The following is a 17,236-nucleotide window of genomic DNA, read 5'->3' as shown; positions in this document are numbered from 1 at the left end:
GGACGACGCCCTGGCGGCTGTTTGCTTTCAGCACGGCTCGCATAGGAGACCCCCATGGACAACCATTTCGATCTCATCGCCATCGGCGGCGGCAGCGGCGGGCTGGCGATCGCCGAGAAGGCCGCCGCCTACGGCCAGCGCACCGCCATCGTCGAATCCGCGCTCATCGGCGGCACCTGCGTCAATGTCGGCTGCGTACCCAAGAAGCTGATGTGGTACGCCTCCGAGATCGCCCAATCGGTGCGCGACGCGCCCGAACTCGGCATCCAGGCCGAGATCACCGCAATCGACTGGCCAACGCTGGTCAAGGGCCGCGAGGGCATGATCGACGGCATCCGCAACTATTGGAACGGTTACGTCGAGACGCTCGGCATCACCCTGCTCAAGGGCAGCGCGCGCTTCGTCGACAACAAGACCATCGAGGTCGATGGCGAGCACTACAGCGCCGAGCACATCGCCATCGCCACGGGCGGGCGCCCGATCGTGCCGCCCGTGCCAGGCCACGAGCTGGGCATCACCTCCGATGACTTCTTCAAGCTCGAACAGGCGCCGAAGCGGGTCTGCGTGATCGGCGGCGGCTACATCGGTGTCGAACTGGCCGGCATCCTCAATTCGCTCGGCTCCGAGGTCACCATCGTCGCGCTGGAACCCAAGGTGCTCGAGACCTTCGACCCGCTGATCAGCGAGACCGTGAAGCACAATCTGGAGCATGAAGGCATCACGCTGAATCTGCCGTTCGCGGTCGCCTCGCTCGAGCAGCGTGATGATGGCATCGCCGTGATCAACAAGGATGGCACCGCGCTGACCGGTTTCGACACCGCGCTTTGGGCCGTCGGGCGGCGCGCCAACACCGACGCGCTGAATCTCGAGGCGACCGACATCGAGCGCCAGCCCAATGGCATCATCCCGACCGATACCTTCCAGAACACCAGTGTCGCGGGCGTCTATGCGCTTGGCGACATCACCGGCCGCGCGCCGCTGACGCCAGTGGCCATCGCCGCTGGACGTCGGCTCGCCGAGCGGCTGTTCAACGATCAGCCCGAGCGACACCTCGACTACGAGAATATCCCCACCGTGGTCTTCGCCCATCCGCCGGTCGGCTCGGTCGGCCTGACCGAGGCGCAGGCGCGCGAGACTGGCGAGAAGATCACCATCTATCAGACCACCTTCACGCCGATGAAGTACGCGCTCAACACACGCGAGCCGCGCACCGCGATGAAATTGGTCTGCAGCGGCGAGAACGAGCGCGTGGTCGGCATCCACATGGTCGGCGACGGCGTCGACGAGATGCTGCAAGGCTTTGCCGTGGCGCTCAAAATGGGCGCGACCAAGGAAGACTTCGACAACACCGTCGCTATCCATCCGGTCAGCGCCGAGGAACTGGTGACCTTGAAGGAGCCGCATACCGGCGACTAATCGTGCTCAAGAGAAGAACCACAGTGGTTCTGGGCTTCGACAAACGCCCCGTTACCGGGGCGTTTGTCGTTGTTGACCCGATCTTGGTTTGCAACTACAGTAGACGTACAGATTTCTGTACCTATAGCGATCAAGACCAGGAGACGTTGCGATGGATGCCATCAGCTACACTGCTGCCCGGGCCAACCTTTCCAGCACCATGGAGAGCGTCTGCAAGGACCACAGCCCCATCATCATCACTCGCAAGCGGGAATCGCCGGTGGTGATGATCTCGCTCGAAGACTACCAAGCCATGGAAGAAACGGCTTATCTGCTGCGCTCGCCCGCCAACGCAAGGCGCTTGCTCGACGCCATTGCCGAGTTGGAGGCAGGCGCCGGCCAGGAGCGCGAGCTGCTTGAATGAGGCTCAGCTTTTCCAGTCGGGCCTGGGATGACTACCTACACTGGCAACAGACCGACAAGCGCATCCTGAAACGCATCAACGCACTGATCAAAGAGATTCAGCGCACGCCCAATCAAGGGACCGGCAAGCCAGAAGCCTTGAGGCACGGCCTCGCCGGCTACTGGTCTCGGCGCATCACTCAGGAACACCGCATCGTCTACAAGGTCGTCGAGGATCAGCTGTTCATCGCCCAGCTCCGCTACCATTATGACGACTAGACGACCGGCGAACTTCAACCTGCTCGCCAGAGAGCTGACGCCTTGAGCGACTTCTTCAACCTCTACCAGCAAGGGCTCGTCAGGGCGGCGGTCTGCGTGCCCGAGGTGCGGATCGCCAATCCGCCCGCCAACGCAGCGGCGACCATCGCGCTCGCCCGGCGCGCGCATGAGGCCGGCGCGCTCATCGCCCTGTTCCCGGAACTCGGGCTCACTGCCTACAGCAATGACGATCTCTTCCATCAACAACCCCTGCTCGATGCCGCGCTCGCGGCGTTGGCACAGGTGGTCGAGGCCAGCCGCGCGCTGCGGCCGTTGATCGCGGTGGGGCTGCCGTTACGCCTCGATGGCCGGCTGTTCAACGGCGCGGTTGCCGTGCACGCTGGCCGCATCCTTGGTGTGACGCCGAAGTCGTATCTACCGAATGATCGCGAGTTCTACGAGAAGCGCCAGTTCGCTGCCGCCGAGGCGCTGCTCTCGCAGAACACCGAGCTGCTTGGCCAAGCTGTCCCGGTCGGCCCCGACCTGCTGTTCGAGGCCAGCACCCTGCCCGGCCTGATCCTGCACATGGAGCTGTGCGAAGACCTCTGGGCGCCGATTCCACCCAGCACCGATGCGGCCATGGCCGGTGCTACGGTGTTGCTGAATCTCTCGGCGAGCAACATCACCATTGGCAAGGCCAGCTATCGCAACGCGCTCTGCGCCGCCCAATCCGGCAAGTGCCTCGCCGCCTATCTCTACTCGGCGGCCGGTCCGGGTGAATCGACCACCGACCTGGCCTGGGACGGCCATGCGGTGATCTTCGAGCAGGATCGGCTGCTCGCCGAATCGGAGCGTTTCCCCGGCAACGCGCAGATGATCACGGCCGACATCGATCTGGAACGGCTGCACCAGGAGCGGCTGCGCGCAACCAGCTTCAGCGACAGCATCCGCGCGCATCGTGAGCGGCTCGAGCACATGCGACGGGTGCGCTTCAGCCCCGAGCTGCCGAGCGGCGATCTCGGCTTGCAGCGCGCCATCGAGCGGTTCCCTTTTGTGCCCGCCGACAGCGCCGAGCGCGATGCGCAGTGCTATGAGGCCTACAACATCCAGGTCCATGGGCTGGCGAAACGGCTGCAGGCCACCGGCATCGAGCGCCTCGTGATCGGCGTCTCCGGCGGGCTCGATTCGACCCAGGCGCTGTTGGTCGCGGCTCGCACCATGGACCGGCTCGGGCTGCCGCGCACCCACATCCTTGCCTACACTATGCCGGGCTTCGCCACCAGCAGCGAGACCCGCGCCAACGCGCTGGCGCTGATGCAGGCGCTCGGCACCCAGGCCGAGGAGATCGACATTCGTCCGTCCTGCATGCAGATGCTGGCCGACATCGGCCATCCGTTCGCTGCGGACGAGCTGGTCTACGATGTCACCTTCGAGAACGTCCAGGCCGGCGAGCGCACCTCGCATCTGTTTCGATTGGCCAACCATCACAACGCCTTGGTACTCGGCACTGGTGATCTGTCCGAGATCGCGCTCGGTTGGTCGACCTATGGCGTCGGCGATCAGATGTCGCATTACAACGTCAACGCCTCGGTGCCTAAGACGCTGATCCAGTACCTGATCCGCTGGGTCATCGCCAGCGACCACTTCGATGGCACCACCCACGCCATCCTGCAAGCGATCCTCGACACCGAGATCTCGCCCGAACTCGTCCCTGCGCATGCTGGCGGGCTAGATTCGGCAGCGACGAGTGGCCTGCAGAGCACCGAGGCCAAGATCGGCCCCTACGACCTGCAAGACTTCAACACCTATTGGATCAGCCGCTACGGGCTGCGACCAAGTAAGGTGGCGTTCCTCGCCTGGCACGCCTGGCACGACAAGACCCAAGGCCTGTGGCCGGAGAATCTGCCCGAGGCACGCCGCCACGAATACGATCTGCCCGAGATCAAACGCTGGCTCGAGGTCTTCCTGTTGCGCTTTTTCCAGCTCAGCCAGTTCAAACGCAGTTGCCTGCCGAACGGCCCCAAGGTCGGCTCCGGTGGCTCCCTCTCGCCGCGTGGCGATTGGCGCGCGCCAAGCGATGCCGAGGCCGCGATCTGGCTGCAGGAATTGCACGAGAAGATCCCAGAGATCGACACACCCGAGCAGCAGGGATGACAGACCAGCGCAAACGCTGCACTAAGGCTGGTTCAAGATCACGACCAATCTGGTGATGATGTCGCAGTAATCTACATCTCCCTGAACCATTTCTAGCCGCGTTCTAGGTCTCGGTTTCCGACTTCTTACGCCGACGTCGGCTGGTTGGCTCGTGCTTTTCCAAGGCGGGCACATCGGTTGCCGTGGAGGTGATCAGCCGTTCGCCGGTTGGATTGACCTCGGGGGTACGCAGACGTTTTTCTTGCCGTAGGCGCAATCCGTAGCCAGCCGCTGCGCCGCCTGCGGTCGAGATCGTCAACAGACCCAGGGTCAAGAATTGGGCGAACATCATCGCCACCCCAACGCCCACTACACCACCCACCGCAACGCCGGTGCGCAGCTTGGCACCGCTGGCGTGCTTGTGTTTGCGCGCGGCTAGCTTCGCCTTTTCGCGCTCGGCCTGCATACGCAGCTTCTCGCGTTCACGGGTGTGACGCTTGTTTTGCTTGGCCAGCGTCTGCTCGCGCACGGTCCCAACCACCGAGTCGAACCAGAGCGCGACCAGGAAGCCGAGCAGCGCGGCCAAGCCCGCAAACAGATAAACCGTCTGCTCGAGATCGGTCATCAGCGCGGTATAGGTCAGCAATGCCGTGGCTGCCTGTAGGAGCAAGATACCAATCAGGAACCGGAGCAAACTGCTGAGACGTCCACCCAAGATCAACCCTCCTCTTCTGAAGTTGTCGCCTCGGCCATGGGGCCCTGTTCACCGATCCGCCAGATCCAATCGCCTAAAGGCGACAGCGGGGCACCACGATCGATCTGTGGTTTGGGAAACATGCCGCGTAATCGGCGTTCGATCGCCGCGAGGCTTTCTGGACGGCCGGAGAGATCACCGGGAATGGGCCGATCATAGGCATCAATCAGCGAATACATGTACTCAGGCCCGATATCCTGCAGGTCAACGACGAGCAGCGGTGTACGCGCCGATCTTGGCAGCACGGTAGGTCGCAGACTGGTCACCAGAAAGGGACCGGGCGAGCGGTCGAGCCGCTCGGACAGTTCGAACTGACCATGCAGGCGAAGCTGTCTGGCCAACACACTTTGTATCTGCCGTGAGAGTCCAGGCCGCACCCGTTCGGTCAGCGCACCATCGGCTCGCGTGGCATCGACTTGGACCAGAAAGCCATGCCGCTCGAAGCCGCTGTCAGCCTCAACGCTCTCGTCATTCGCGACATAGGTCTCGATCACCCGCAACAGCTCAGAATAGGTATCGGCATTATCATCCGCAGGTTGGGCGCCGACCGGGCCGCCGAGGATAAAAGTGTAGAGCGCATAGCCAGGGCGCGCATCCGCGTAGAGTTCCGCCAAGCTGTTCGCGCGCTCGGTCTCGACGCCGCTGGGCGATGGAATATAGGCCATCGCATAGAGAACGCCGGCCTCGAAGCCGAGGCTATCATTAGCCTGGCGCGTCCGCTGCTCGGCGGTTTTCCACTTGCGTTCTGAGCCGCCAACCGCGAAGGTCACTGACGCACTAGAGGGCGAGGCACGGTCAGTACCGATCCTGTCAGGCACCTCCAGTGCATCCGTCTCGGCCTCGCGCGAGCCGCTGCCCGCGCAAGCTGCTAGCAAAACGGCACCGATCAGCAATGTGCTTGGGAAGGCTCCACGCATCGCGGTCTCGCAGCAGGGATAAAGGGATTCGGTCCAAGGCGGATGCCGATCGTCAAGGCTGCATGATAGCTGATCCGCGCGGCTCGCATCAGCGTGCCGCGCGCTGTTGCGAAGCCGATCCGTCGACCGCAACTCTCACACTGAACAGCGCCCGCCCCGACCCGAGCCACCGACGATTCAGATAGGCGATCGAACGCATGATGGATAAGCCTTTTTCCCCTTCAAGCCAAGAGAATCAGCAACCGATCCTCGAGGTGATCGCCCCAAGGCTGGCATCGGCCCGCTCGGTGCTCGAGATCGGCAGTGGGACCGGTCAGCATGGGGTTCACTTCGCCACCGCGCTGCCGCATCTGCGCTGGCAATGCACGGATGTGCCCGGGCATCTACCCGGTATCCGGTGCTGGATCGAGGAAGCCAGGTTACCGAATCTGCCTGCCCCTCTAGCGCTTGATGTCGACGACGACTGGATCGACGCCTTCCGTGATGCCGGTTATGACGCTGTCTACAGTGCCAACACCGCGCACATCATGTCGCTCGCGCAGGTCGAGCGCCTGTTCCACGGCGTCGGTGCCCTGTTGCCGGGCGACAGTGCGTTCCTGCTCTATGGCCCGTTCAGCGTCGATGGCCGCCACAACAGCGAGAGCAATGCCCGCTTCGATCAGATGCTGCGCAGGAATGATCCCCTGAGCGGGGTGCGCGACCTGCGCGACCTGGAAGGCTTCGCCCGCGTGGCCGGGCTCGTGCTCGAGGCCGAGATCGCGATGCCGGTCAACAATCGCACGCTGGTGTGGCGGCGACAGCCCTGAGCCATTCCTGGCGCATCATCTCTCGCACGCCAGCCCTTAGAAGCTGCCTGAAATCCCATCGGCCCCTAGCGCGCTGACGGCTGATCGAGCCGCTCGGCGAGCGCCCGAGGCCGCTGCCAAAATCGGCGCAAACGCCGGCGGCTCAAATACCATTGGCGCCCATCGCAGAGATCGAGCGTCAACCCATCGAGTTCGCCCGCGCGCAGTGTCCGCAGCGCCTGCGCGGCCCGCGCCTCGACACCAACCACGGCGCTGCGCCAGCTCATCTCATCGGCATCGAGCAGGCCATCGGCCATCTCGGCCTCGACCAGCAGCAGCCCCGGCTCAGCACGACAACCATCGCGCCCGGCCGCATTGAGTCCAGCCATCTCGAGCCCACTGGCCATCGCCAATCCACGCGCGAGCGGCTGATCGGCACAGACCTTGGCGAGCCCCGGCGGGGGCGCCAGCGCGCGCCACTCGCCACCGCCCGAGAGCCAGAGCGCATTCACCGCCGGTCGGCCGCGCGCCTCGCGCGCATGATTCACCGGCGACTGGAACAGCAGCATCTGCACCTCGGTCATCAGCGCCGCCCAATGTCCGGCATCGGCACCGGTCGGCAAGAAGCCATCGATGTGGCGGCCGATCACCGTCTCCAGCGGGCGGGTGTCGAGCTGCGCTCGCTCGCTCAGCTCCAGATACCAGCGCGAGGCCGCCGGCGCCACCAGCCGCACCCCGTCAGCGGCCAGATGCGCGTTCACTGCGTGCGCGAACGCCGTTGCCTCGTCCCGGCTGATGCCGAGATGGCGCGCATCGAACAAGCGCAGCTGATCGCGATCCGGGCGCAAATGGACCGGATCGGCGTGCAACAGGACGCCGCTTCGATCCCAGCTCGGGTCATCGGCGGCGCGCGCATAGGGCGCGCTCGCAGCCGCGCCGAAACGCGCGAGCAAGCAAGCCGTCAGGTTGGTATGAGGGCTCCGGGCATCCGGCGCGTGCCGGGGCTGGCCGCGCCGCAACAGGAGATCCAGCGCGGGGGTGTGCGGCGCCTGCTCCGGCAGCAAAGGCACGGGCCCCAGCAGGCCAGGCGCGAGAACGGTCAGTTCAGCTGTCATCAGACCTTGAAGCGACGCACGCGACTCTGCAGGTCGGCGGCCAGGGCAGAGAGCGTCTCGCTGGTGGCGGCGATCTGATCGGCGCCAGCGGCCGTTTGCTTGACCTCATCGCTGATGTTTTCCACATTGCGATTGACCTTCATCGCCACCGTCGACTGCTGCTCGGCGGCACCGGCGATGCGCGTGCTCATGGCGTTGATGGTGCCGATCGAATGGCTGATCACCTGCAGCGATTCGCCCGCTCGGGCCGCCTGCTCGACGCCGCCGCGCGCCTTGTCGCGCCCCTCGCCCATGGACACGACCGCCTTGGCAGCACTGGACTGCAGGCGCTCGATCATCTCGCGCACCTCGTTGGTGGCATCCTGGGTGCGGGCGGCCAGGGTCCGCACCTCATCGGCCACCACCGCAAAGCCGCGTCCCTGCTCGCCGGCCCGCGCGGCTTCGATCGTCGCATTCAGGGCCAGCAGATTGGTCTGCTCGGCGATGCCACGAATCACTTCCAGGATCGTGCCGATCTCATCGCTATCCGCCGAGAGCGTGCTGATGATCTTGGAGGAGTCTTCCACCTGCTGGGCCAGGGACTGGATGCTCGCGATGGTGCGCTCGACCTCCTCGGTGCCGGCCTTGGACTGATCATCGGTGGCGTCGGTGGCGCTGGCCGTCTCCGCCGCATTGTTCGCCACCTCCTGCACCGTGGTCGCCATCTGGTGCATGGCGGTGACCACCTGCTCGACCTCCAGCTGCTGCGTATGCACCTGCTGGCGGGTCTCGCCACTGGTGGACGCGAGCTGGTCGGCGGCCGCCGCCAGTTGCCCGGAGGCCTCCACCACCTGCTTGACCAGGCCATGCACGCGCTCGGCAAAGCCGTTGAAGGCCGCAGACAGGTCCGCCACCTCGTCGCGACTGTGAATCGGCAAGCGTTGGGTCAGATCACCCTCGCCTTCGGCGATGGAACGCAGATAGCGGGTGGTGTTCTGCAGCGGGGTGACGATGGCGCGGGTGAGCAACCACCCCAGCAGCGCGGCCAGGGCCACCGCCAGCAAGGCGGCCAGAATCATGGTGGCGGTGGCGACCCAGGTGGTGTGCTCGGCCTCGGTCATCACCGCATCGCGCTGCGCGGCGAGTTGGGCACCCAGGCCATTGAGCAACGCGCGCAGGGATTCCAGATAGCCCAGGGATTCGTGCTGGTAGATCGCCAGGCCCTGTTGCTGGTTGCCGGCGTCGACGGCGCGCAGGATACGGGTGGCGCTTCGATGCAGCGCCTGATGGGGCGACTCGATGGCATCGAAGATGCGGCGAAAATCCGCCGGCGCCTGCGCGTAGGCCTCACTGCCACGAAAGCCGTAGTACCACTGCCCGAAATCGCAGCGGGTCGGGTCCAGCTGTCCCCGAAAGTCGGCGCCCAGGACGAAGACGTTGGCCAGCTCGTTGACCCACACCAGGTGATCGACCTCCTTTTGCACCTGGAAGATGGCCTGCTCATAAGTCTCCGCCACGCGCTCCTGGGTCGTGCCCATGAGGCTCAAGCCGGTCCAGCCAATGGCGGCGACCACCAGCAGGATCACCAGGACCAGGGCGAAGGAAACGGCCAATTTGTGGCCGATGGTCAAGGTGGAGAACATCGCCGAAATGCTGTCTTTCATGGTGCTCAAGCCCCCACTTGCGTGGCTGGAATCGATGCGTGCCCACCTGTCCTTGTGGCCTCGGTCTGGTCAGAGTTCGCGGATGGCATTGAAGCGGATGTCCGGCCAACGCTCCTGGGTCAGATCCAGATTGACCCGCGTCGGGGCCAGATAGACCAGTTGCTCATCGCCGTCCAGGGCCAGATTCTCGTAGGCCTTCTCCTTGAAGCGCGCCAACATCTTCGGATCATCGCACTCGATCCAGCGCGCGGTGTTCACGCCCACCGCCTCGACCACGGCCTCGACCCCATATTCACCCTTGAGCCGATAGGCGGCAACCTCGAACTGCAGCACCCCAACCGCGCCGAGGATGATGTCGTTGTTCTTCAACGGCCGAAAGACCTGGGTCGCGCCCTCCTCGCAGAGCTGCAGCACGCCCTTCTGCAGGGCCTTGAGCTTGAGCGGGTCCTTGAGCACCACGCGGCGGAACAGCTCCGGGGCGAAATAGGGCACGCCCTCGTACTTGAGATCCTCGCCCTCGCTGAAGGTGTCGCCGATTTGGATGGTGCCGTGGTTGTGCAGCCCGATGATATCGCCCGGCCAGGCCTCCTCGACCTGACGCCGTTCGTCGGCCTGGAAGGTGATGGCATTGGCGACCTGCACCGACTTGCCGATGCGCACATGGCGCATCTTCATGCCCTTCTTGTAGCTGCCCGAGCACACGCGCAGGAAGGCGACGCGATCGCGATGCGCCGGGTCCATGTTGGCCTGGATCTTGAACACGAAGCCGGTGAATTTGGGCTCCTGCGGCTCGACGGGACGCTCGCGCGTCGGGCGCGGACGCGGCGGTGGTGCATACTCGACGAAGGCGTCGAGCAGTTCCTTGACGCCGAAATTGTTGATCGCCGAGCCGAAGAACACCGGCGTCTGCTTGCCGGCCAGATAATCATCCAGATCCAGCGGGTGACTCGCCCCCTGCACCAGCTCCAGCTCGCCGCGCAGTTCATCGGCCTGGTCACCGAGCAGTTCGTCCATGCGCGGGTTGTCCAGTCCCTCGATCACCTCGCCGGATTGAATGTGGCCGCCGTGAGTGGCGCTGAACAGATGGGTGCGATCGTGGCGCAGATCGTAGACGCCCTTGAAGCGCTTGCCCATGCCGATCGGCCAGGTCACCGGCGCGCATTGGATCTTCAGCACCTGCTCGATCTCATCGAGCACCTCGATCGCATCGCGGCCCTCGCGATCGAGCTTGTTGACGAAGGTGAGGATCGGCGTGGTGCGCAGCCGGCAGACATCCATCAGCTTGATGGTGCGCTCCTCGACGCCCTTGGCCACATCGATCACCATCAGCGCCGAGTCGACCGCGGTCAGGGTGCGATAGGTGTCCTCGGAGAAGTCGCCATGGCCTGGTGTATCGAGCAGATTGACGATCGACTCGCCATAGGGGAACTGCATTACCGAGGAGGTCACCGAGATGCCGCGCTGCTTCTCCAGCTCCATCCAGTCGGAGGTCGCATGACGCGCCGCCTTGCGCCCCTTGACGGTGCCCGCGAGCTGGATGGCGCCGCCGAACAGCAGCAGTTTCTCGGTCAGCGTGGTCTTACCGGCGTCTGGATGCGAGATGATCGCAAAGGTGCGCCGATGGGCGATCTGTTCTTCCAACTGGGACATGAACTCGGGCTGCCTGGGTTGGCGCGTGGAAAAACCCGCTAGTGTAACCGAGGCTTGGCCTATATCGCATAAGAACATCGACGATCAGGCCCGGATCGAACTGCGTGTTAGTGTATCCACTGGATCTCGATCATCAGCACAGCCATGCCGATCAACTTGCCGATTAGCTTGCCAATCCTCGATCCCTTCGCCGAACTCGACTTCTCGACCCTGGGCGCCGAGGTCTTCCCGGCGATCCTGCTCTCGCTCTTCGTGCTCATCGGCAATCCGTTGATCGTCATGGCCATCATGGGAGGGATGGGCTACCGCAAGCGCACCGGCTTCCTGGCCGGCCTGACCGTGGCGCAGATCAGCGAGTTCTCGATCGTCTTCATCGCCATGGGCATCGGCCTCGGCCACATCGGCGTCGAAGCACTTGGGGTGACGACCCTGGTCGGCATCATCACCATTACGCTGTCGACCTACATGATCCTGTACTCGCAGCCGCTGTACCGGTTGCTGACACCGGTGCTTGGGGTTTTCGAGCGGCGCACACCCTTCCGCGAGATCGCCGCCGAAGCGCAGATCGCGACAGATCTGCACCCGCAGGTGCTGGTGCTCGGCCTCGGCCGCTACGGGTTGCGCCTGGCGAAGCGCTTGAGCGCGGCGGATCTGCGCGTGCTCGGCGTCGACTGCGACCCTGACCTCGTGCGCCATCTCACGCAAGGCGGGATGCCGGTCTGCTTTGGCGATGGCCATGATCCAGCCTTTCTCGACACCCTGCCACTAGACGGGCTGCAGTGGGTGATCAGCACCCTGCCCGATGTCGACCCCAATCAGATGCTGATGCAGGCGCTGGCGCAGCGGCACTTCGCTGGCGAGATCGCCGTGGTGGCGCGCGACGAGGCGCGCGGCGCCAAGCTCTGGCGGGCCGGCGCACCGATCATCCTCTATCCGTTCCGCGACGCGGTCGATTTCGCCGCCGACAACATCATCGACATCCAGCGCAAACGCACCGCCGAGGGGCGTTAGGCAACGATCGGGCTGACGAAGCCCTCGGGCTTCACCGCCAACACCGCGCAGTCGATCCGTTGCAGCACGGCCTCGGCGGTATTGCCGATCAACAGCCCAGAGACGCCGCTGCGCCCCAGCGTGCCGAGCACCAGGATGTCGGCATCGATGCGCGCCGCGAGCGCGGGCAACTCCTCGCGCGGCGAGCCCTTCAGCAGATGCCGTACAGGTTTTAGCCAGTGCATGGCCTCGGCTCCAGCGCGCGCCTCAAGATCCGTCAGCGCCCGTTCCAGCGCCTGGCCATGGCGGCGGCGCTCGGCCTCGATGTAGGCATCGATCCTGGTCTCGGCGGGCGTGGCGATCATGCCGCCGCGCAGGATCGGCTCGCCGAGCGCGGTCCAGGCGTGGGCGACGTGCAATTCGGCGAATTCCGAGGTCGCCAGCGCGGCCGCGAGATCCAGGATGGTCGCGTTCAGCGCCTGCTGTTGGGCCTGCTCCTTGGCGGATGCGAGCGGCTCCACATCGACCGCCGCCAGCACGCGTCGGTCATTCAACGCATCCTGTGGCCGGCCCAGCCACAGCGGGCAGGGACATTTACGCAGCAGATGCAGGTCCTCGCTGCCAAACAACGCGGCCATCGGCGGCCTGTCGGCGACACACTTCATCACCAGGTCATGGCCGTGCCGCAAAACCTCCCGGATCACCTCGAAAAACAGCTTCCCGGTCAGCACCTTGGTCTCGATCGTGACTGCATCGCGCAGCGGCTCGACCAGCGCGTGCAGGCGTTGTTCGCACTCGGCGCGACTCGCCGCCAGCAGATCATCGGTGCTGAGGTCCAGGCCCTCCAATGGTGTTCCCGCCGGCAGCGACTCGATCACCGACACCACCTTGAGCTGGGCCTGATTGCCCCGCGCCAAGGCAGCGGCGCGCTCTAGGCCGCAAGGCTGTTCGGCCTCCTGATCGAGGACGTAGAGGAGATGGGTGAAATGCTTCATCAGCGATCCGAGCCTCGGTTATTGGAAAGGATATGCCAGCTCTAGCAGCCCGCTGACGCGTTGAACGCGTCCTGGCAGCGCTTCCCCGAGCAGTGCCTCCTGACTATAGAACAACGTGAAGCGTGACTCGGTGACGTCGCGACATGGGCGAAAACACCCGACTATTGGGTGTAATCCCCCAACGAATCCGGCCTGATGCCCTGATACCCCGCCGCATCAGCGCTCAGTTGCTGTCACTGGATATCGGCATTGACCTTGCAGCACCAGCAGCGCGTCATCATGCCGGGTCTGCTGCCTCGCATCGCGCCCCTGGCAGATAGCGCCCAATCTTGCAATTTGCCCCATCAACCAAGGAGCCGAATCCCGATGGCAGATTCTTCTCAAGGCCTTCATGAAGAGGCCGCCGAACTCAGCGCACTCACCCGCGATATGCATCGTGCGTTGGTGTCGCTCCAAGAGGAACTCGAAGCCGTGGACTGGTATCGCCAGCGCGCCGAGGCTTGTCGCGACGGCGATCTGCGCGAGGTCCTGTTGCACAACATGCGCGAAGAGATCGAGCACGGCGCGATGGTCTTGGAATGGCTGCGCCGCCGCGATGCCTCGTTCGACGAGCATCTGCGTACCTACCTCTTTACCGATGTACCGATTACCGAAGCCGAAGAAGCAGCGACCAGCGGCGCTGGAGAGACCGACGCCAACACCGCCGCAACCGAACGCCCAGCAGCATCGCCGGTTGCAGCCCCACAGGGCCTCACCCTTGGCAGCCTAAAGAATCAGAACCGGGAGGTGACATGATGAGTGATTTGAATCGCGAAGCTGCGGGTCTGCCGGAAGCCGTGTGGGAGCGTATCGATGCGAGCGCGCTTGATGCCGCGAGCGACGTCCTCACCGGACGCCGCTTCCTTGATCTCGATGGTCCCTACGGCCTTGGCCTGACCAGCCTCGAGTCTGGCCCGGAAACCATTGCCGAGGATGGCGGCGACGAGCTGGCCACCACTATCGGTAGCCGGGCGCTGCCGGTGCCGCTCCTGCAACGGTCGTTCAGCCTCAGCCGGCGGCGGGTCGAAGGACATCTCGGGCTTGGGCTCCCGCTCGACCTGCGCGCGGCAGAGGATGCGGCCGAGGCCGTGGCGCGTCGGGAAGAACGGGTCATCTACAATGGGGTGCCAGAGCTTGGGCTGGAAGGTCTACTGACTGCTAGCAGCCGCGCCACCTCGCCCTGCGGCGATTGGGCTCAGGTCGAGCAGGCCCTGGACGATGTGTTAAACGCGGTCAATAAGCTGGACGCCAACGGCTTCAGCGGGCCTTACGCCCTCGCGCTGTCGCCGGCCCGCTACAACGCCCTGTTCCGCCGCTACCAGTGTGGCGACATGCTGCAGGTCGACCATCTACGGCGACTCTGCGAGGCCGGCGTCTACAAGGCCGCCATCGACGGCGCCGTGCTGGTCGATCCGCGCGTCGGCCAACTCAAGATCGGCCAAGACCTGCGCGTCGGCTTCGCCGCAAGCGACGGCATCCATCTCAAGCTATTCATGTCGGAAAGCCTGGTCTTTCTGCTCGATGATCCGACGGCGATCTGCACCCTGGAAGACGGCGGCTCGTAGCGCGGCTGACAGTCGGCCAACCCTGGAGCCAAGGCACCAGATCATCTTCCAGCCCGTCATGACGGCAGTGGTCCTCGAGTGCGGTCTATCTCAGTCCCATTGGCGCAAGCCGAGCGCCGCGACCCGCAGCTCGCTAGTCCGTTGGCACATCTTTCGGAGTGGCCACGATTGGTCACGCAGTACCGCAAGGCGCTGCCGCTGCTAAGCCATTAGGCTGACGAACGCGGAGCCGAATTCGATGTAAGATTCTCTAGACGCGGTTGTCTTACTGGCCGGTGATCCGAGTGCGCGATCGGTCGGCGACGGATCTCCGTCGCCGCGCTGCAGCATCACTGTCGCTTGATGCCCAGATCGAGCTTGTTTCCGCGTCCGACCGCAGCGCAACCTGAGACTGAAATATGGCAACGAGTAGATGGCAGAACCTGGACGGCGCCTTCGCCGCGGCGCCGGACGAGGCGGATTTCTGGACCGGCAGGACCTTCGACGATTTCCTGTTCCGTCCGCAGAAGACGGAGTCGCAGACCCGCCGCACGATCAGCGTCAAGTCGCTGCTGACGGCGGACGTTGCGTTGGATCTGCCGATCGTTTCGTCAAACATGGACAGCGTCACCGGCGCCGACATGGCGCGGGCCATGGCCATGCACGGGGGCATTGGGGTCGTCCATCGCGGCATGAGCATTGAGCGCCAGGCGTTTGAAGTCGCCGTGGTGAAGCGCAGCCAGAGCGCTGTGATTGCCAGTCCGCTGTGCCTGCCAATGGGCACCAGGATCCGTCAAGCCAGGCATTTCGCGCGGCAGCACGGCATCACTGGCATCCTGATCGAGACGGCCAGCGGCTCCAACGTGCTGGCCGGATTGCTCTCCAACCGCGACACGCCGGCGCACGGTGCTGACGAGGATCAAGCGGTCGACGATTTCATGACCCCGCTTTCCCGCTTAGTGACCGGCGCGCCGGACATCTCCACCGACGAGGCCGAACGGCTGATGTTCGACCACCGCATCGAGCGCCTGCCGCTCATCGATGGCGCGAATCGCATCCATGGGCTCATCACGCGCCGCGACATCAATCTCAAACGCAAACAGCCCGGCGCCAGCAAGGATAGCGCCGGCCACCTGCGCTGCGCCGCGGCGGTCGGCGCGCGCGGCGATTACCTGGAGCGGGCCGCGGCGCTGCTGGAAGCCGGCGCCGATCTATTGTTCGTCGACATCGCTCACGGTCACTCGGCCATCATGGAGCAGGCTGTTGCCGGACTGCGGGGCCAGTTTGGCAGCTTGCCGCTGGTTTGCGGCAACGTCGCGACCAGCGCGGGCGCGCGCTTCATGCGCGATATCGGCGCCGATGCCATTAAGGTCGGCGTCGGGCCGGGCCGCGGCTGCCGCACGCGACTGGAAACAGCGGCCGGTGTGCCGCAGCTGCAGGCCATCCGTGAGGCCTATCTCGCCGTCGGTGACAAGGTGCCGATCGTCGCCGACGGTGGCGTGAAAACCGACAAGGACATCTTTCTCGCCCTGATCTGCGGGGCGTCGACGGTAATGCTCGGCAGCGCGCTGTCCGGCACTGACGAGGCACCGGGCCACGTGATACAGGACCCGGCGACCCACATGAAGAAAAAGCTTTACCGCGGCATGACCTCGCCCGAGGCCGTGATGGAAGCGCTCTACGACAGCGGCAGCAGCGAAGAGCTCGACGCGGCGCTTGAAATCCCGCCTGAAGGTCAGGAAATCCAGGTGCCTTACCGTGGCAGCGTCAGCACCATCCTGCAGCGTATCCGCGGCCACCTGCAGTCATCAGTGAGCTACGGCGGCGAAACCACGTTAGCCGCGGTGCGGGAGAAAGTGCTGCCTGATCCGACCGCGTTTCTGGTACCGCTGAGCACGGCCGCGCGCATCGAATCCTACGAGCGCTGAGCGCTCGCATGTCCTTTGATTTGAACGCTGGCCGGGCCTGCTTCGGCCAAGTGTGGACTTTGCCGGATAGGGTCGTGAGTGACCGGTCAACCCCAACAGCCGAGCCGCGCTGCGCCACCAGTTTCCAGCAATTCCAATTGCGCCAGGCAAAGCCTGGAAGAGGGGGAAGAGCGCCAAATGAGTTGAGCAATCGGAAACCTCTTACAGTGACCCGCCGGGTGAAAGTCCCGAACCGGAACAGGGCAATCGCATCAAGCTTTGCTAATATTAGCGTTTCCTGATGATTTTGTTTTCTCGTCACTTTTGGGCCACTCAAAGAGCAGTTTTTCCAGGTAATCCTCGTTGCAAGCCGCCTTCAAGCGTTTGTTCTGCAGCCCCACCTTGGTGTCATCATTCTTCAGTCGTGAGAGCGCGAGGTGACGCAGGACGGCGAGATTCTCACGCGCCACCGGCTGGCGCACACGGCACTCATCCTCGCGAAAGGCGATGTCGAGAGTCCAATGCAAGCCGTTTTCAACGCCCCAGTGGCCGCGCACGGCGTGGGCAAACCGGGCAGCGCTAGTGCCGATGCTGCCGATGAAATACCGGGTTTCGATCGCGACCTGGCCGTCGATCTCGCGGCGCGATTCGACCAGGCCGATCATGTTCATCCCCTCCCACAACTTGCTGCGGGGCACCCCGGAGAGAT

At 64.3% G+C, this 17,236-nt stretch carries 16 protein-coding genes; 9 read left to right on the top strand and 7 right to left on the bottom strand.

Annotation, left to right across the window (positions count from 1 at the left end; translation table 11 throughout):
- Positions 1-54 precede the first annotated feature (54 nt).
- The 4 genes from gorA to CCR82_RS05700 all read left to right on the top strand — a co-directional run bounded on the left by gorA (position 55) and on the right by CCR82_RS05700 (position 4,209).
- Complete coding sequence (gene gorA / locus CCR82_RS05715; RefSeq protein WP_201244440.1) at positions 55-1,416, top strand: glutathione-disulfide reductase; 1,362 nt, start codon at positions 55-57, stop codon at positions 1,414-1,416.
- A gap of 151 nt (positions 1,417-1,567) precedes the next feature.
- The gene (locus CCR82_RS05710; protein ID WP_201244439.1) at positions 1,568-1,819 is read left to right on the top strand and encodes a type II toxin-antitoxin system Phd/YefM family antitoxin; all 252 of its coding nucleotides are present in this window, start codon (positions 1,568-1,570) and stop codon (positions 1,817-1,819) included.
- Entirely contained in the window at positions 1,816-2,076 is a 261-nt protein-coding gene (locus tag CCR82_RS05705) for a Txe/YoeB family addiction module toxin (RefSeq protein WP_201244438.1), read from the top strand. The genes CCR82_RS05710 and CCR82_RS05705 overlap by 4 nt, the downstream gene beginning before the upstream one ends.
- A gap of 42 nt (positions 2,077-2,118) precedes the next feature.
- A complete protein-coding gene (locus CCR82_RS05700; RefSeq protein WP_201244437.1) occupies positions 2,119-4,209 on the top strand; it encodes an NAD(+) synthase in 2,091 nt (696 codons plus the stop codon).
- Between the two features lie 103 nt (positions 4,210-4,312).
- On the opposite strand, the gene CCR82_RS05695 is transcribed toward CCR82_RS05700, so the two are convergent.
- Positions 4,313-4,858 carry a hypothetical protein gene (locus CCR82_RS05695; protein WP_242513287.1) on the bottom strand — a complete coding sequence of 182 codons (546 nt, stop codon included), beginning with the start codon at positions 4,856-4,858 and terminating at the stop codon, positions 4,313-4,315.
- Between the two features lie 47 nt (positions 4,859-4,905).
- Positions 4,906-5,859: a hypothetical protein gene (locus CCR82_RS05690; protein ID WP_201244436.1), complete on the bottom strand. Its 954-nt coding sequence runs from the start codon at positions 5,857-5,859 to the stop codon at positions 4,906-4,908.
- Between the two features lie 197 nt (positions 5,860-6,056).
- Here CCR82_RS05690 and CCR82_RS05685 point away from each other — a divergent pair, with 197 nt between their 5' ends.
- Positions 6,057-6,665, top strand: coding sequence for a DUF938 domain-containing protein (locus tag CCR82_RS05685; protein WP_338073108.1), 609 nt, complete (start codon positions 6,057-6,059; stop codon positions 6,663-6,665).
- A 65-nt stretch (positions 6,666-6,730) separates the two neighbouring features.
- Here CCR82_RS05685 and CCR82_RS05680 read toward each other — a convergent pair whose 3' ends face one another.
- From CCR82_RS05680 to CCR82_RS05670, 3 genes are all read right to left on the bottom strand, one after another.
- Positions 6,731-7,759 (bottom strand): hypothetical protein, encoded by a 1,029-nt coding sequence (locus tag CCR82_RS05680; protein WP_201244435.1) that lies wholly within the window; start codon positions 7,757-7,759, stop codon positions 6,731-6,733.
- On the bottom strand, positions 7,759-9,402 hold the full coding sequence (locus CCR82_RS05675) for a methyl-accepting chemotaxis protein (RefSeq protein WP_201244434.1): 1,644 nt from the start codon (positions 9,400-9,402) through the stop codon (positions 7,759-7,761). Before CCR82_RS05675 ends, CCR82_RS05680 begins: the two co-directional genes overlap by 1 nt.
- 69 nt (positions 9,403-9,471) lie before the next feature.
- Positions 9,472-11,052: a peptide chain release factor 3 gene (locus CCR82_RS05670; protein WP_201244433.1), complete on the bottom strand. Its 1,581-nt coding sequence runs from the start codon at positions 11,050-11,052 to the stop codon at positions 9,472-9,474.
- Positions 11,053-11,196: 144 nt separating this feature from the next.
- Here CCR82_RS05670 and CCR82_RS05665 point away from each other — a divergent pair, with 144 nt between their 5' ends.
- Entirely contained in the window at positions 11,197-12,063 is an 867-nt protein-coding gene (locus CCR82_RS05665) for an NAD-binding protein (RefSeq protein WP_201244432.1), read from the top strand.
- Here CCR82_RS05665 and CCR82_RS05660 read toward each other — a convergent pair.
- Positions 12,060-13,037, bottom strand: a complete 978-nt coding sequence (locus tag CCR82_RS05660; RefSeq protein WP_201244431.1) for a universal stress protein — start codon at positions 13,035-13,037, stop codon at positions 12,060-12,062. The genes CCR82_RS05665 and CCR82_RS05660 overlap by 4 nt on opposite strands.
- Before the next feature lie 366 nt (positions 13,038-13,403).
- On the opposite strand from CCR82_RS05660, the gene CCR82_RS19475 reads away from it, so the two are divergent.
- From CCR82_RS19475 to CCR82_RS05645, 3 genes are all read left to right on the top strand, one after another.
- Entirely contained in the window at positions 13,404-13,832 is a 429-nt protein-coding gene (locus tag CCR82_RS19475; RefSeq protein WP_201244430.1) for an encapsulin-associated ferritin-like protein, read from the top strand.
- Positions 13,832-14,641 (top strand): family 1 encapsulin nanocompartment shell protein, encoded by an 810-nt coding sequence (locus CCR82_RS05650; RefSeq protein WP_201244429.1) that lies wholly within the window; start codon positions 13,832-13,834, stop codon positions 14,639-14,641. Before CCR82_RS19475 ends, CCR82_RS05650 begins: the two co-directional genes overlap by 1 nt.
- A gap of 398 nt (positions 14,642-15,039) precedes the next feature.
- Positions 15,040-16,548, top strand: a complete 1,509-nt coding sequence (locus CCR82_RS05645) for an IMP dehydrogenase (RefSeq protein ID WP_201244428.1) — start codon at positions 15,040-15,042, stop codon at positions 16,546-16,548.
- Between the two features lie 251 nt (positions 16,549-16,799).
- Here CCR82_RS05645 and CCR82_RS05640 read toward each other — a convergent pair.
- Positions 16,800-17,236, bottom strand: a 437-nt coding sequence (locus CCR82_RS05640; RefSeq protein ID WP_201244427.1) for an ISAs1 family transposase, incomplete at its 5' end; no start/stop codon positions are given.

Origin of the sequence: Halochromatium salexigens (assembly GCF_016653295.1) — a bacterium.
Classification (GTDB): Bacteria; Pseudomonadota; Gammaproteobacteria; order Chromatiales; family Chromatiaceae; genus Lamprobacter; species Lamprobacter salexigens.
The sequence above is the reverse complement of the archived record's forward strand: the minus strand, read 5'-3'. Positions and strand labels throughout refer to the sequence as shown.

Excerpts from the sequence above, each read along its gene's own strand:
- gorA (WP_201244440.1), top strand. The coding sequence starts at position 55 with ATGGACAACCATTTCGATCTCATCGCCATCGGCGGCGGCAGCGGCGGG.
- CCR82_RS05710 (WP_201244439.1), top strand. The coding sequence starts at position 1,568 with ATGGATGCCATCAGCTACACTGCTGCCCGGGCCAACCTTTCCAGCACC.
- CCR82_RS05705 (WP_201244438.1), top strand. The coding sequence starts at position 1,816 with ATGAGGCTCAGCTTTTCCAGTCGGGCCTGGGATGACTACCTACACTGG.
- CCR82_RS05690 (WP_201244436.1), bottom strand. The coding sequence starts at position 5,859 with ATGCGTGGAGCCTTCCCAAGCACATTGCTGATCGGTGCCGTTTTGCTA.
- CCR82_RS05685 (WP_338073108.1), top strand. The coding sequence starts at position 6,057 with ATGATGGATAAGCCTTTTTCCCCTTCAAGCCAAGAGAATCAGCAACCG.
- CCR82_RS05680 (WP_201244435.1), bottom strand. The coding sequence starts at position 7,759 with ATGACAGCTGAACTGACCGTTCTCGCGCCTGGCCTGCTGGGGCCCGTG.
- CCR82_RS05675 (WP_201244434.1), bottom strand. The coding sequence starts at position 9,402 with ATGAAAGACAGCATTTCGGCGATGTTCTCCACCTTGACCATCGGCCAC.
- CCR82_RS05670 (WP_201244433.1), bottom strand. The coding sequence starts at position 11,052 with ATGTCCCAGTTGGAAGAACAGATCGCCCATCGGCGCACCTTTGCGATC.
- CCR82_RS05665 (WP_201244432.1), top strand. The coding sequence starts at position 11,197 with ATGCCGATCAACTTGCCGATTAGCTTGCCAATCCTCGATCCCTTCGCC.
- CCR82_RS05660 (WP_201244431.1), bottom strand. The coding sequence starts at position 13,037 with ATGAAGCATTTCACCCATCTCCTCTACGTCCTCGATCAGGAGGCCGAA.
- CCR82_RS19475 (WP_201244430.1), top strand. The coding sequence starts at position 13,404 with ATGGCAGATTCTTCTCAAGGCCTTCATGAAGAGGCCGCCGAACTCAGC.
- CCR82_RS05650 (WP_201244429.1), top strand. The coding sequence starts at position 13,832 with ATGAGTGATTTGAATCGCGAAGCTGCGGGTCTGCCGGAAGCCGTGTGG.
- CCR82_RS05645 (WP_201244428.1), top strand. The coding sequence starts at position 15,040 with ATGGCAACGAGTAGATGGCAGAACCTGGACGGCGCCTTCGCCGCGGCG.